At 47.3% G+C, this 15,402-nt stretch carries 14 protein-coding genes; all 14 read left to right on the top strand.

Annotation, left to right across the window (positions count from 1 at the left end; translation table 11 throughout):
• Positions 1–34 precede the first annotated feature (34 nt).
• The 14 genes from panB to AB3N00_RS15075 all read left to right on the top strand — a co-directional run bounded on the left by panB (position 35) and on the right by AB3N00_RS15075 (position 15,294).
• Positions 35–910, top strand: a complete 876-nt coding sequence (gene panB, locus AB3N00_RS15140; RefSeq protein WP_413036042.1) for a 3-methyl-2-oxobutanoate hydroxymethyltransferase — start codon at positions 35–37, stop codon at positions 908–910.
• On the top strand, positions 907–1,803 hold the full coding sequence (gene panC, locus AB3N00_RS15135; RefSeq protein ID WP_413035368.1) for a pantoate--beta-alanine ligase: 897 nt from the start codon (positions 907–909) through the stop codon (positions 1,801–1,803). Before panB ends, panC begins: the two co-directional genes overlap by 4 nt.
• Positions 1,796–2,179 (top strand): aspartate 1-decarboxylase, encoded by a 384-nt coding sequence (gene panD / locus AB3N00_RS15130; RefSeq protein ID WP_413035367.1) that lies wholly within the window; start codon positions 1,796–1,798, stop codon positions 2,177–2,179. Before panC ends, panD begins: the two co-directional genes overlap by 8 nt.
• Positions 2,180–2,220: 41 nt before the next feature.
• Positions 2,221–2,898, top strand: coding sequence for a tetratricopeptide repeat protein (locus AB3N00_RS15125; RefSeq protein ID WP_413035366.1), 678 nt, complete (start codon positions 2,221–2,223; stop codon positions 2,896–2,898).
• Between the two features lie 160 nt (positions 2,899–3,058).
• A complete protein-coding gene (dinG, locus tag AB3N00_RS15120) occupies positions 3,059–5,929 on the top strand; it encodes an ATP-dependent DNA helicase DinG (RefSeq protein ID WP_413035365.1) in 2,871 nt (956 codons plus the stop codon).
• A 197-nt stretch (positions 5,930–6,126) separates the two neighbouring features.
• On the top strand, positions 6,127–6,780 hold the full coding sequence (locus tag AB3N00_RS15115; protein WP_175397884.1) for a redox-sensing transcriptional repressor Rex: 654 nt from the start codon (positions 6,127–6,129) through the stop codon (positions 6,778–6,780).
• Positions 6,767–8,071 (top strand): amidohydrolase, encoded by a 1,305-nt coding sequence (locus tag AB3N00_RS15110; protein WP_413035364.1) that lies wholly within the window; start codon positions 6,767–6,769, stop codon positions 8,069–8,071. Before AB3N00_RS15115 ends, AB3N00_RS15110 begins: the two co-directional genes overlap by 14 nt.
• A gap of 44 nt (positions 8,072–8,115) precedes the next feature.
• Entirely contained in the window at positions 8,116–8,646 is a 531-nt protein-coding gene (locus AB3N00_RS15105) for a hypothetical protein (protein ID WP_413035363.1), read from the top strand.
• Positions 8,647–8,947: 301 nt separating this feature from the next.
• The gene (locus tag AB3N00_RS15100; RefSeq protein ID WP_413035362.1) at positions 8,948–9,475 is read left to right on the top strand and encodes a hypothetical protein; all 528 of its coding nucleotides are present in this window, start codon (positions 8,948–8,950) and stop codon (positions 9,473–9,475) included.
• Positions 9,468–10,970, top strand: a complete 1,503-nt coding sequence (locus AB3N00_RS15095; protein ID WP_413035361.1) for an AAA family ATPase — start codon at positions 9,468–9,470, stop codon at positions 10,968–10,970. The genes AB3N00_RS15100 and AB3N00_RS15095 overlap by 8 nt, the downstream gene beginning before the upstream one ends.
• Positions 10,971–11,103: 133 nt before the next feature.
• Positions 11,104–11,976, top strand: a complete 873-nt coding sequence (locus AB3N00_RS15090) for a 3-hydroxyacyl-CoA dehydrogenase family protein (protein WP_413035360.1) — start codon at positions 11,104–11,106, stop codon at positions 11,974–11,976.
• Positions 11,973–13,178 carry an acetate/propionate family kinase gene (locus AB3N00_RS15085; protein ID WP_175397890.1) on the top strand — a complete coding sequence of 402 codons (1,206 nt, stop codon included), beginning with the start codon at positions 11,973–11,975 and terminating at the stop codon, positions 13,176–13,178. Before AB3N00_RS15090 ends, AB3N00_RS15085 begins: the two co-directional genes overlap by 4 nt.
• A 101-nt stretch (positions 13,179–13,279) precedes the next feature.
• Positions 13,280–14,575 carry an asparagine--tRNA ligase gene (asnS, locus tag AB3N00_RS15080; protein WP_095292784.1) on the top strand — a complete coding sequence of 432 codons (1,296 nt, stop codon included), beginning with the start codon at positions 13,280–13,282 and terminating at the stop codon, positions 14,573–14,575.
• 17 nt (positions 14,576–14,592) lie between these two features.
• Positions 14,593–15,294, top strand: a complete 702-nt coding sequence (locus tag AB3N00_RS15075) for a DnaD domain protein (RefSeq protein ID WP_413035359.1) — start codon at positions 14,593–14,595, stop codon at positions 15,292–15,294.
• Positions 15,295–15,402 lie beyond the last annotated feature (108 nt).

Genomic DNA, 15,402 nt, shown 5'->3' with positions numbered 1-15,402 from the left:
TTGAATTGAAAAGGAGAAAGGAGCCATGAAGAAAATGGCTAACAAACAAGCGTTGAATATTGTGAAAATGAAAAAATACAAGCAGGATGGCGTGCCGCTCAGCATGATAACAGCCTACGATTATCCAACCGCGCTACTGGCTGAGGAAGCAGGCATTGATCTGATACTGGTCGGCGATTCCCTCGGCAATGTAGTACTGGGATATGATTCTACCCTGCCTGTAACCATAGACGATATGGTATATCATACGCGTTCCGTGGTACGGGGTGCAGGAAACACATTTATCGTAGCCGATATGCCTTTCATGACCTACCACGGCAGTGTGGATGAGACACTGAAAGGTGTTCGTCGACTGATGCAGGAAGGGCATGCGCATGCAGTCAAAATGGAAGGCGGCGGGGAAATTGCGGATACGGTCAAAGCCGTGGTGCAAGCAGGTGTACCTGTCCTGGGTCACATCGGACTGACCCCGCAATCGGTAAATCAAATTGGTGGTTATCGCATTCAGGGTAAGGATGCAGCGGATGCCAGACGATTGATGGATGAAGCAAAGGCACTTGAAGCAGCAGGAGCCTTCGGGATTGTGCTTGAACTGGTTACCGAAGAAGTGGCAAGAGCCATTTCGGAAGAGCTGTCTATTCCTACCATTGGTATTGGAGCAGGTAGAGGATGTGATGGCCAGGTATTGGTGTTCCATGATGTCGTTCAGTATGCTTCTCCGTACATGCCCAAACGTTTTGTCAAAACCTATGGCGATGTGGGCACATTGATCCGCAGCAGCATTGAAGCTTATGTGAAGGAAGTCAAGGATCGTTCGTTCCCTGCCCAAGAGCATGTATTTACGGCTGCTGACGGCGTCGTGGAGCAATTGTACGGACATCGTAAAGAAAAGGTGGAGAGCAACTCATGAAAGTGATTCGGACCATCGCAGAATTAAGACAGGAAATTGGCTTGATGCGTCAAGCGAACCCGTCCAGAGAAGCCTCTGTTGGCCTGGTGCCTACAATGGGATATCTTCATGAAGGGCATGCGAGTCTGATGCATGCTGCCAAACAGCAGAGTGATATTGTAGTATTGAGCATTTTCGTGAATCCGATTCAGTTTGGGCCTAATGAAGACTTTGACAGCTATCCAAGGGATGAAGCCAGAGATGTGGAAACGGCACGTAAGCAGGGAGTGGATATCGTATTTATTCCCACCGTTGCAGAGATGTATCCACAGCCAACACAAACGACAGTATCCGTATCCCGTTTGACTAACCGATTGTGCGGCGCTTCTCGTCCTGGACACTTTGATGGAGTGACAACTGTTGTATCCAAGCTGTTTAACATCGTTCAGCCACAGCGTGCATTTTTTGGGATGAAAGATGCCCAGCAGGTCGCAGTCATTCAGCAAATGGTCAATGACCTCAACATGCCGGTTGAGATCGTTCCGTGTCCCATTGTACGGGAGCAGGATGGATTGGCTCTTAGTTCACGTAACGTCTACCTGAGCGCTGAAGATCGTCAGGAAGCTCTGGTACTGTCCAAGGCACTGCGTGCGGCCCAAGAAGCAGTCGATTCCAGACACAACACAACCGCTGCAGATATTCGCCGTATTCTGCGCGAGAACATTGCACGATCATCACGAGCTGTCATTGATTATGCGGAAATTCAGGCTTTTCCAAGTCTGGAACCACTCGCTGATCCGGAAAAAGTACATGGTCGTGACGATCTGCTGATTGCACTCGCAGTGAAATTTGGCAAAACAAGACTGATTGACAATACAAGACTGCAAACTACGGAGGTCATGTCCCATGTTTAGAACACTAATGAAATCCAAAATTCACCGTGCCACCGTTACGGAAGCCAACCTGAATTATGTGGGGAGCATTACCATTGATGAAGATTTGATGGAAACATCCGATTTGATGGAAAATGAAAAAGTGCAAATTGTAAACAACAATAATGGCGCACGCCTTGAAACATACGTGATTCCTGGTCCACGCGGCAGCGGAGTGATTTGTCTAAATGGTGCTGCTGCACGTCTCGTACAGCCCGGGGATACAGTCATCATTATTTCCTATGCGATGTTGTCTCAGGAAGAGGCTAATACGCACAAACCTACAGTTGTATTTGTAGATGGTCAGAACAAACCTGTTCAGACCATGAAGCATGAGGTTCACGCGACAATTATGTAATCGACTGGTAAGGGGAATGAAATCGGTCCCCCCTGCAAAAAATGAGTACAGGTCACGCACTAATCCATTTTTTCAAGGGTGGGGATGCATCGATGTTCCAGCATGTTTTCGCCGAGATGAACGACATGTTAGATGAAATTATCAAGCGCTACCCTTCCGCTGAAGGTCTGAACAAACAGGAACTGCTGCAAAAGTGGAACTTGCTGAAGCGGATGAGTGACGGGATGATTGATGAGTGGCTGATGTTTGAGGAGAAAATGAGTCAGGTTAAGGATTTGGAACAACCGGCTGCTCTTCAACCGGAACAGGAGGCAGTTACCGCACTGCCGGAGATCCATCTGGAAGCCTTTAGTCGCGGTCAGGGATACTTCAAGTTGCAAATGTATCCACAAGCCATCATGCAATTTTCACGGATTGTTGACGAATATCCTGACAGTGCACTGACTCGGTACTATCTGGGACTTGCACACATGAACCTCAACCAAACCGCTGAAGCGGGAAGTCATTTGCGGCTCATTGTGCACCTGAAGGGTTCCCCGAGGCTGAAGGGGCTAGCCTGTAATGCTCTGGGATGCATCGAAGCCAAGCTCGCGAATCCGAAGGGAGCCTGTTCTCTGTTTGCTCAGGCACTCCAGCATGACCCAACGCTGACCGAACCACTGTATAATATGGAAGCCTGCAGGCTGAACAGCGGACAACTGCAATATGGAATTAGCTGATTGTACCTGAACTTGAAGTACTTTTCAGCAGCATCAAGACGGTGTTTCCTCCTTGAACCTAATGGAGGGAACACCGCCTTTTTTGTCAGTTAATTTTCAAATGCCCGTTTTTTTGCTATGCTGTAACATAGACTGGAATGGAAGGGAATTGTACATTGCAATGAAATTTGCCGTATTGGATTTCGAAACAACCGGCACGCAGTCCGACGGTGAGATTATTCAAGCCGGACTTGCCATCATAGATCATGACTACAGCATAACTCAAATATATAGTTCTTATGTAAACCCGGGTGTTCCTATTCCGCCGTTTATTACGGGGTTAACCGGGATTACGGATGAAGATGTGGCGGACGCTCCCTCACTCGAAGAGATGATGATGGAGATGGTTCCGCTCCTTGACGATGTTGTCCTGGTCGGACACAACGTTGCTTTTGATTTTCATTTCCTCCAAAATGCGCTTGACCGATGTGGCTATTTGCCGTTCACCGGGCGTATTTTGGATACGATTGATTTTCTCAAAATCTCTTTTCCTTCTCTTGGCTCTTATCAGCTTGGGTATGTATCAGCCGAGTTCGGATTTCAACACGACCGGCCTCATCAGGCAGACAGCGATGCTCTAGCAACGGCCCATGTGCTGCTGAAGTGCCTGGACGAGCTGCGTGAATTGCCCTTGATTACCATACAGCGTCTCAGTGACCTGTTTGCTCCAGAGGACAGTGATCTGGGCTGGTTCTTCGACGGCATGCGCAGCGAGAGGGAAGCGGAGCCTATTCAGGATCTCGACGGACATACGTATTACCGTCAGCTGGCCTTAAACGTAAGTGACTGGACCGAGATTGGTGCACCACGCGATGAACGTGAAGGCAATCCGCTTGAAGGTATCAGTTTTGAACAGTATATGGATCAGGTTAGAGATAATCTGAAAGATACACTGGATCATTACGAAGAACGCGAGGCGCAGACGCAAATGTTCAGCAGCGTAAGACAGGCCCTGGACGAAGAAAAGCATCTGTTAATCGAAGCGGGTACAGGTACGGGGAAATCCCTCGGTTACTTGCTGCCTGCCATTTATGAAAGTGTGAAGCAGGAACGAAAAGTGATGGTTAGCACGCATACAATCAACCTGCAGGAGCAGCTTCGAGAGCGGGATATCCCTCTGCTCACCAAAGTAGTTCCTTTTCCGTTTAAGGCTGCTCTGTTCAAAGGACGGGGGCACTATCTGTGTCTGCGGAAGTTTGAGCACAAGATTAACAAACGTGAATTCGCCACACCAAAAGAAGACTATTTTACAGCGGCACAGATGATCGTCTGGCTCACCCAGACGGAAACCGGGGATGATGAGGAGTTAAACCTCAGCGCTCGCGGTGGGGATTTCTGGGAGACCGTGCAGAGTGAGTCTGAATCCTGTCTGGGACGCTCCTGTCCGTGGTTCAGGAAGTGTTTTTATCATCGGGCAAAACATGAAGCAGGTTTGTCTGATATCGTGATTACGAATCATTCCAAGTTGTTTACCGATGTCAAAGCAGCTCATCAGCTTCTGCCGGCTTATGACAGTCTTGTGATCGACGAGGCCCATCATCTGGAGGATGTAGCAGGCAAGCATTTGGGTCTTCATATGAAATATTTCACGTTGGTTCATACATTAACCCGATTGTTTAAAGATAGTCGGAATGGTCAGCTTCCCATGCTGCGAACTCAATTGTCTGGTCATGAGAAATCGGTACAATGGGGCTCAGTGATTGACCAGATGTTCCCGCTTGCTGTTGAAGTCAAGGAAATGTGGGATCGGCTGAGTGAGGCTTTATTTAGCCTGCTGCCTGAGCGAAGTGATGCTTCTCCGGGAGAAACAGGACAGTTTTCCCTTCGGTTGAAGCCTTCGCAAAAACCGGCAAAGTGGCAGGAGTTGCAGGATTATGAGAACCAGATTTATGTCACCCTTGGTGACTTGATCCGTAAGGGAGACAAGCTGCTTCTTGAAGTCAAAGAGGATCAGGACGACTATCAATCGGATAGCCTGATTACGGACATTACAGGTTTGCTTAAAGACTTGGCAACGCTAAAAGAGAATCTTCGCTTTTTCATGCGGATGGATGATGCCAAGACCGTATATTGGATGGAGGCAAGCGGGCAATTCCGCAGCAAATCACTACAGCTCTATGCCGTTCCTGTCGATGTTAGTGCACAGTTGAAGGACATGTTCTTCGATAAAAAGAAAAGCGTTGTTCTTACTTCGGCTACGCTCTCTGTGGATAAGTCATTTCAATTCATGATTGAACAGCTTGGTCTGCAGGAAGCTGCAGACAATAACCGTCTGCTTACATCCATGCTGCCGTCGCCATTCCGCTACCGGGATCAGGCTTTGCTGGTTATCCCGCGTGATTTCCCTAGCGTGAAGGGCAGTGTTGGTGATGCACACTTTGTGGACATGCTGGTGCGGTCGCTTGCCGAAACGGCTATTGCTACACGGGGACGCATGATGGTGCTCTTCACTTCATACAGGATGCTTCGTCAGGTCTATGATCCGTTAAAAGAAGCATTGTCCGGTAACGATATCTCGCTGCTCGGACAAGGTGTAGACAGTGGCAGCCGCTCCAAGTTAACACGTCGGTTCCAGGATGCCAAAGCCACGGTTCTGTTGGGGACCAGCAGTTTCTGGGAGGGTGTCGATATTCCCGGGGAAGCACTGACTTGTCTGGCGATCGTCAGATTGCCTTTCCAGCCGCCGAATCATCCGCTGGTGGAGGCGAAGAGCGAATTGCTGCAGGAACAGAAAAAGAACCCGTTTATGAAGCTATCGGTTCCACAGGCCGTCATTCGTTTCAAGCAGGGATTCGGAAGGCTTGTCCGTACAGCCAAGGACAGGGGCATTGTCATCGTCTATGATACACGGGTGATTGAGTCCTACTATGGCAAATACTTTTTATATTCATTACCCGGTCCCAAAATGGAGCATATGCTGACAGAACAGATGGTTCCACGGATTAGCGAGTGGCTGGAAGCGCCTGCGCATGACGAACCTGCTACAGAATAGGAATCAACATCATTGCGCAATGAGGTCTTCTCGCTGTAAACTTTATTAGATCATCAAAGTGATGATTCATTCATGAAGCACTTTTAATTTTATACTTGATAAGGCATCTTGCATGATTACATTCGGAAACGAAAACGTTATGCAGGATGCTCCATTTTTATTTATCTATCGTGGCCTTGGTAAGGGGGAGTTATGTAATGAAATCAGATAAAATTTCGGAAGCCGTGGTACGCAGATTGCCTGTTTATTTACGCTATTTGAGTGAACTGCATCAACGTGAGGTTAACACGGTTTCATCACAGGAGCTTGGACTCCGGCTGGATCTTAATCCTGCCCAGATTCGCAAAGATCTTGCATACTTTGGGGACTTCGGCCGCAAAGGTATTGGATATGACGTATCGTATTTGATTGAAAAAATTCGCCAAATTTTGAAGATTGATCAGCAAATCAATGTTGCACTGGTCGGAGCCGGTAACTTGGGGCATGCTTTGTCCAATTACAATGCGTACCTGAAAGACAACATGAAGATCGTTGCTGTTTTCGATGCTTACGGTCCCAAGATTGGCAGTCAGATTAACAGCCTGAAGGTACAGCCCATGAATGAATTATCGGATTCGGTCAAAAAGGATAATATTCGCATCGGCATTATTACCGTACCGGATACGGAAGCTCAGAATGTAGCCGATCAGTTAATTGAATCCGGCATTGAAGCGATTCTTAATTTTGCACCAACTATCCTCAAAACACCGCCGCATGTCCGTATTCATCATGCCGATTTTACAACGGATCTGCTTAGCCTTGCTTATTATCTGGAGAATGGAAAGGACGACGAGGAAGATGACGATAAATAGATGGGTAATTCATAACGGCAAATTTGCTGTTAACAGCGGTACGGAATGGAAAGTGGTATCAGGTTACATGGTAGTCGAAGATGACAAGATTGTGCATATTGGTGAGACATTGCCGGATGGGGATGAGAACCTGCCGAAGGTTGATGGTAAAGGACTGGTCTTTTTGCCGGGTCTGATCAATACGCATGGTCATGCAGCCATGTCGCTTCTGAGAGGCCACGGGGATGATCTGGCCTTACAGGTATGGCTTCAGGAGAAAATGTGGCCTATGGAGGCGAAAATGACGTCTGAGGACGTATATTGGGGCACCTCCCTGTCTGTCCTGGAAATGTTGAAAGGTGGCACAACTGCATTCCTGGACATGTATGACCATATGGACCAGGTGGCTAAAGTGGTGGAACAATCCGGTATCCGGGCTGCATTGGCACGTGGTGTAATCGGTCTGTGTTCCGAAGAAGAGCAAATGCGCAAACTGCAGGAATCGGCTGCCTTTGCACGCGAGTGGAATGGACAGGCTGGTGGCCGCATTACGACGATCATCTCACCGCATGCGCCATATACATGCCCTCCGGATTACATAGAGAAGCTTGTACAGGTTGCGCATGATCTGGATCTGCCGCTGCATACCCATATGTCGGAGACGCTTCGTGAAGTGGAGCAGAATGTGACGGATTATGGGTTGCGTCCTGTAGCACATTTGGAGAAGCTTGGCTTCTTCTCACGGCCTTCTCTCGTTGCACATGCGGTGCATCTGAATGATGAGGAGATTGAAATTTTGGCACGGCATGATGTTGCTGTCTCCCATAATCCGGGAAGCAACCTGAAACTCGCTTCAGGTGTAGCACGGGTTCCGGATTTGCTGAAAGCTGGTGTAACGGTATCCTTGGGAACAGATGGACCTGCGAGCAACAACAATCTGGACATGTTTGAAGAGATGAGACTTGCTGCGCTGATTCACAAAGGAGTATCCGGTGACCCTACGGCTGTTCCGGCAGGAGAGGCGTTGCTGCTTGGAACGGGCTATGGTGCCAAATCCATATTCCTGAACAATACAGGAGCACTTCAAGTAGGCATGAAGGCCGATTTCATTGCACTGAACATTGAACAAGCTCATTTCTATCCGCACACGGATCTCATATCCCACACGATCTACTCGGCTTCAGCCAAGGATGTGGAGCATGTATGGGTCGACGGCAAACAATTGGTGAAGCATGGGGAATGTCTTACTATGGATGAAGAGCGCATTCTGCGCGAGTCTCAACTTGCATTTGACGGACTGCTCGCCCGTTAATTTCAGAATTGCAGCAGCGTCATAGGGGAAAGGAAGTTCGGCTTTTGAAAAGAAAAAAGAAATGGATATGGATCTCGCTGCTCATCCTGATTTTGATCCTGTTTGGACTTCAGCGCTTTTATATCTATATAACCCAGGACCAGCGCAATGAAGAAGCACTAGCTATTCAAGCGGCACAGGATCAGCTGGGGATTACATCTTACGAGGATCTCCGAAAATACGTGTGGGGCCAAAAAGAAGGCGAAGACAATATTTACTGGACCATGATGGCCAAAAATAAAGATAATCAGGACATTGCCGTCTGGGTCAAGTTCGATGCAGCCAACAAACCTGTCACAGGGAATAACGCTGTACACAGTGAGCTGCTGCAGAACGGGTTGTCTGAAGCTCAGGTTCGGAATCGATTCAGCTCTGAAGTTCCCGGCGGAGAGATCAAGCGGATTATGCCTGGAGTTGTCAATGGAATCTATGTGTGGCAAGTGTATTACAAAGACGATACGCATAACTACTATCGATTCTATCGTTTTAGCAATGGCGAACAAGTTGATTTGGTTTATACCATTCCAAACAGCTAATCGATATAACAGAACTTTTTCTTAGGTAATTTCTTCAAAGAACCGGCAGACGGAAGCCCGTCTGATCCGGTTTTTTGGCGTACCCTGTGAATCATCCTGGATTTGAATAGTTAAAATTAATAATTTATTCATATTTTCGCCTTCGAAATTGTATATACGATGTGATATACTCAAATATGTATTCAAGGATACATTAAACAGGAATAAAACCTGTTGGGCACATCACAGGTCATTCGTACACAATTCATATTATGCCTATAAGCTATAGGGATGGGCTCAAAATTTGGGAGGGGAAACTCACTTGAAGCTAAAAGTATTGCCTATTGCTTTAACTGCCGTCATTTCAGCCGTTGTGTTGTTTGGAGGTTGGTTTGTGTATCGTCAAGTGGCCATGCAGAATCCGATTGAAAAAATGGTAACCCAATATGACGGGGTTAATGACGTTCAATTAACTATTAACCGCAATGACGTTCAATTGAAACTTGATTTGCAGCCAGATGTGGATCTGGGCAGATTGGTTCAATATATTCAGAAAGAAGGACAGACACTGATCGGCACGCGTGCATTGAAACTGGACGTGGTGGATCATTCTAATGAAGCCCTGGAAAACTGGTGGGGCGATGCCATGTTTACTGTCGCTCAAGCGATGGAGAACAAGCAGTACACAGATATTACACCTACATTATCCAAAATGGCGACCAATGGTATTCAAGTGAATACGGCCATGGATGACAATAACGTATACGTAAGTCTCCGGGATGGAGATGCCAGCAAGTTTATTATTCTGCCGCGTGTACCCGGTCAGATAGGAGTGTGGCCTAATGCCTAAATGGACGAAGGAAGTTGCCATTGGATTTGTCCCTGTTTTGATTATCTTTCTTGCTTTTATTGGTGTGAATATTTTCCCCATTTTGATTGCAGCAGCGGTTGTTGGCGGATTGCTGCTTATGATGCAGATGCGCGGGGGAATTACGGTTGGAGCAGGTCAGGAACGCAAGCGCAAGAAAAAAGGACCTTCTAAACTGACTTTTGAAGAAATCGGCGGCCAGGACAGTGCCAAGCAGGAGCTGCGGGAAGCGCTTGATTTTCTGATCCGTCATGAAGAAATTCAGAAGTTCGGGATTCGTCCTTTGAAGGGCATCCTACTTACCGGCCCTCCGGGAACAGGGAAAACGCTAATGGCCAAAGCGGCCGCACACTATACCGATTCCGTGTTCGTTGCAGCATCAGGCAGTGAGTTTGTAGAGATGTATGTCGGTGTCGGTGCCGGCAGAATTCGTGATTTATTTCGCGATGCGAGAACACGCGCAGCAAAAGAAAATAAAGAGAACGCCATTATTTTTATTGATGAGATTGATGTAATCGGCGGTAAACGTGAAGGCGGTCAGCAGCGCGAGTATGATCAGACACTCAACCAGCTGTTGACGGAAATGGACGGAATTTATACATCCGATACACCTCGCATCCTTGTTATAGCGGCAACAAACCGCAAAGAAATGCTGGACAGCGCCTTAACTCGTCCTGGACGTTTTGACCGTCATATCCAGGTAGACCTGCCTGACAAGAAAGGCAGAAAGCACATCCTGGAGCTCCATGCGGTGAATAAACCTCTGCTCGAGGGTGTAAGCCTGGAGAAAACGGCGGAAGAATCCTATGGCTTCTCAGGTGCACAGCTGGAAAGTGTCATGAATGAAGCAGCAATCTACGCCATGAGAGATGGACTGCTCAACATAGAACAGCGACACTTGTCTATGGCGATTGATAAAGTCATGATGGGTGAGAAAACGGATCGTGAATCCAGTGTAGAAGAGAAAAAACGGGTTGCCATTCATGAATTGGGACATGCCATCATGGCAGAGCTCGTACGTCCCGGCAGTGTGAGCCAAGTGGCGCTCAGCCCGCGTGGACAGGCACTCGGTTATGTACGTCACAATCCGCAGCAGGAGCAATTCTTATACACCAAACGTTTTCTGGAAGAGCAGATCATGATTGCACTTGGCGGCGCAGCTGCCGAGGAAATGTATTACGGTGGCCGCAGTACAGGTTCACGCAATGACTTTGAACAGGCGACCAATGTGGTACAGACCATGATGGCTTCTGGATTGACTTCCCTCGGAATCGTGAACATGGATATGGTTACAACGGAAGAGCTTATGCGTGAAAATAAAATGATTCTGCAGGATTTGATGGAACAGACCAAACGGCTTCTTGAAGAACAGCGGACAATTTTCGACAATTCATTGGATACACTGATGAGAGAAGAAGTGTTGTCTGGCGAACAATTTCGTTGTCAATTTCGTGACAGCGCCCTTTTACCGGCATAATTTATTTATGCCGGTTATTTTTTTTTACATTTCACTCGTGCTAAGATATTATTATATGTTGGGTCGAAATTTGTAATTTTCGGCGAACAGGGTACAATAGAGAAATAGAGAACCGAAAGGATGGAGCAGAACCATGTTTTTTAAAAAAATAGGAGTTGTCGGCGGCGGCACCATGGGACAAGGCATTTCCCAAATGCTTGCAGCCAAAGGACTTGATGTGCTTCTGGTAGAGCATACGACGGAGAAGCTTGACCATGCCTATGACATGATCGAAACAAACCTGGATAAACAATTGGAGAAATGGGCGATTACTAAAGCCGAGAAAAAATTGATTCTTTCCCGTATTACCAAAGTAGCTCATTTGGCTGAACTGGGATCATGCGATATGGTTATTGAGACGATTTCAGAGGATCTGGAAGCCAAAAAAGCAGTATTTGGTCAACTGGATCAAGTTTGCCCAAGCAATGTTATTCTTGCAAGTAACACATCCACGCTGAGTTTGACCGAGCTTGCAAGCTCGACCAAATACCCAGAGCGTGTTATTGGTATGCACTTTATTCACCCGGTTTCCCGGGTTGACCTTGTAGAGATTATTCGTGGCTTGAAAACATCCGATTCCACATTCGATGAAACAAGAAGATTTGTGGAAGAAGTCGTTGATAAAAAAGGCGTAATGATTTATGAATCCCCTGGATTCGTTACGTCCAGACTGATCTGCCTTTTGATCAATGAAGCACTTCATGTACTTCAAGAAGGCGTAGCTTCTGCTGAAGATATTGATGATGCAATGCGTATCGGATACAATTTCCAACATGGCCCGCTTGAGATGGCTGACCGTTTCGGATTGGATTCTGTGGAAGCTGCACTGGAAAGAATGTTCCGTGAATTCGGTGAACTGAAATACCGTCCTTCCATCGTACTGAAGAAAATGGTACGTGCAGGACATCTTGGTGTTAAAACGGGCGAAGGATTCTTCAAGTACGACAAGGATGGTGACCGGCTGTGAAAGTACTCGTAATCAACGCGGGGAGTTCCTCGCTTAAATATCAATTGTATGACATGACGGATGAGTCCGTATTGGCTAAAGGCTTGGTAGAACGGATCGGAATGGATTCCTCCATTCTGACGCACAAACCGACTGGCCGCGAGGATGTTACAGAAGTTAGTGAAATTCTGGAGCACACAACGGCAATTCGTAAAGTCATTGACATTTTGACAGATAAAGAAAACGGCGTTCTGGGTTCGGTAGATGAGATTCAGGCTGTTGGACACCGTGTCGTTCATGGTGGGGAAGCATTTAAGGAGTCCGCTCTGGTTGATGATGCATCCAAGGCTGAGATCCGTCGTTTGTTCGATTTGGCGCCTCTTCACAACCCAGCAGCAATGATGGGTATTCGTGCAGCTGAATCCAATATGCCAGGTGTACCTCAGGTTATGGTATTTGATACGGCATTCCATCAAACGATGCCTGAGAAAGCCTATCTCTACGCGATCCCTCGTGTGCTGTACAAAAAATACAAAGTGCGTCGTTACGGTGCCCATGGTACTTCCCATGATTACGTAAGCAAGACTGCAGCCGAGTATTTGGGTCGTCCGGTAGAAGATCTGAAAATCATCACTTGTCACGTCGGTAATGGCGGTAGTGTAACGGCAGTTCAAGGTGGCGTGTCTGTGGATACATCCATGGGTATGACTCCGCTTGAAGGTTTGATGATGGGAACACGCAGTGGTGACCTTGATCCGGCCATCGTACCTTACGTGATGAACAAGGAAGAACTGAGCGTGAGCGAAGTGAACTCCATGTTGAACAAACACAGTGGACTGCTGGCGATCTCTGGAATCAGCAGTGACATGCGTGAGATTACAGAAGGAATGGAGAACGGTGATGCGAACTCCACCCTTGCTTTCGAAATGTACGAATATCGTTTGCGTAAATACATCGGTTCCTATGCAGCTGCAATGAACGGTGTGGACGTAATCGTATTTACTGCAGGGGTCGGCGAGAACTCCGTAGTTCTTCGTCAAAAAGTATGTGAACAACTTACTTACCTGGGTGTTGAAGTGGATGAAGCTCTTAATGCCATCCGTTCCGGCGAACCGCGCCGGATCACAACAGCGAATTCCAAAGTGGAGGTACTCGTCGTACCTACCAATGAAGAATTGGTAATTGCTCGTGATACACACCGAATCGTATTGAATTCTAAGTAATCTAATTGTAAAGTGAATATAGCATGTCAAGGAAGTGCAGGGGACAGGCCGAGGCCTGCCCGCTGCATTTTCAAATTTAGGAATCAAGGGGAGATATGGGCATGAGTACGGATTGTGTAATTCGTAATGTGAATGAGCATGTGGGCGAAACCGTTAAGATCGGGGCCTGGATTAATAACAAACGTTCCAGCGGTAAAATTCAATTTTTGCAGCTGCGCGATGGAACCGGATATATTCAAGGGGTAGTCGTAAAGAGTGAAGTTAGCGAAGAAGTATGGAATGATGCCAAAAGTCTGACGCAAGAAAGTTCCTTGTATGTAACGGGAATTATTCGTGAAGAACCTCGCAGCGCATCCGGATATGAAATGACGGTTACAGGCGTCGAGATCATTCATTTGACAGAAAACTATCCGATTACACCGAAGGAGCATGGTGTTGATTTCTTGATGGATCATCGTCATCTTTGGCTTCGTTCCACGAAACAACGTGCTGTTATGGTGATCCGTGCAGAGATCATCCGCGCAGTTCAGCAGTTTTTTGATGGTAACGGATTCACACAGGTTGATCCTCCGATTCTGACACCTTCGTCTGCCGAGGGTACAACGAACCTGTTCCACATCAAATACTTTGATGAAGATGCTTATCTTACTCAAAGTGGACAATTGTACATGGAAGCTGCGGCAATGGCGCTGGGTAAAGTATATTCCTTCGGACCAACGTTCCGTGCCGAGAAATCCAAAACCCGCCGCCATCTGATCGAGTTCTGGATGATTGAGCCGGAAATGGCATTTGTGGATCACGAAGAAAGTTTGCGGGTACAAGAGAAGTTCATCGCACACGTGGTTCAGTCTGTCGTGAAAAACTGTCGTGCAGAACTGGAATCCATCGGGCGTGATGTATCCAAACTCGAAGGTATTGTAGCCCCATTCCCGCGTATTACGTATGATGAGGCAATTGAGTTCCTGAATGGACAAGGCTTCGATATTCCTTGGGGAGAAGATTTTGGTGCGCCTCATGAGACTGCAATTGCCGAGAAGTATAATACACCGGTATTTATTACGCATTACCCGGCTGGCATCAAGGCCTTTTACATGAAACCGGATCCGAATCGTCCCGAAGTTGTTCTTTGTGCTGATATGATCGCACCAGAGGGCTATGGAGAAATCATTGGTGGCTCGCAACGTATCGATGATCCCGAGTTGATGCAACAGCGCTTTGAAGAGCACAAGTTGTCCGACGAGGCATATCAATGGTACCTGGATCTGCGTAAATACGGATCGGTTCCTCATTCCGGCTTCGGCCTCGGATTGGAGCGGACGGTAGCATGGATCTGTGGATTGGATCATGTACGTGAGACAATTGCATTCCCACGTATGCTCTACCGTCTGTACCCTTAATGATTAATCGCGAATCTATGGAAGAAACCGGCTCCAAAGCGTGGCTGAGTGGCGTAGCTTACGGGTTGACGTCTGGGACAGCACAGCTCCCGTATGCTTTGTTGCGTTATTATCATCAACTTGGATTAACAGATTCCGAAGTGCTTTTGCTGATTCAATTGCTGGGTTACCGTCAGGCAGAATTCAATGAGTTTCCCACCTTGGAAGAGCTCGCGGCACGTATGGGACTTGCCCCTGAAGGCATCGCCAGAATGCTGCAGCGACTGATGCGGGATGGATATATATCCATTGATGAGCATCGGGACGAGGAGCGGGATATTCAGTACGAGCGTTACGATTTGCATGGACTGTATGCCAAGCTCGCAGCGTGTGTCGCTGAAGATGCAGCAGCAGCGCGAGCACAGCAGATGAGCATGAACGCACGTCCAAATTCGAACAGTGTTCAAATAGAAGAGGAAGAACGAAACATGTTCTCCATCTTTGAAAAAGAATTTGGTCGTCCGCTATCACCTATGGAATGCGAAACGATCTCCAGCTGGCTGGATCAGGACCGATATCAGGAAGAGCTGATTTTGATGGCCCTGAAGGAAGCCGTATTTGCCGGCAAAGTGCATTTCCGTTACATTGACCGCATTTTGCTGGAATGGAGCCGCAACCGGGTGAAGAATGTTCAGGACGCGAAGGCATACACGCAGCGTTTCCGAAGCGGGGGACGTTAATCCGCGTTTTAAAGGAACAATCAACGAACAGGCCAGAAGACATTCTGCGCCTGTTTTTTGAATTCTAGATTGAATTGATCAAGCTACCCATGGAATGATTTTATCTTT

Origin of the sequence: Paenibacillus xylanilyticus (assembly GCF_047246825.1) — a bacterium.
In the GTDB taxonomy this organism is placed as follows: domain Bacteria; phylum Bacillota; class Bacilli; order Paenibacillales; family Paenibacillaceae; genus Paenibacillus; species Paenibacillus xylanilyticus_B.
This window is presented reverse-complemented; position numbering and strand designations above follow the sequence as displayed.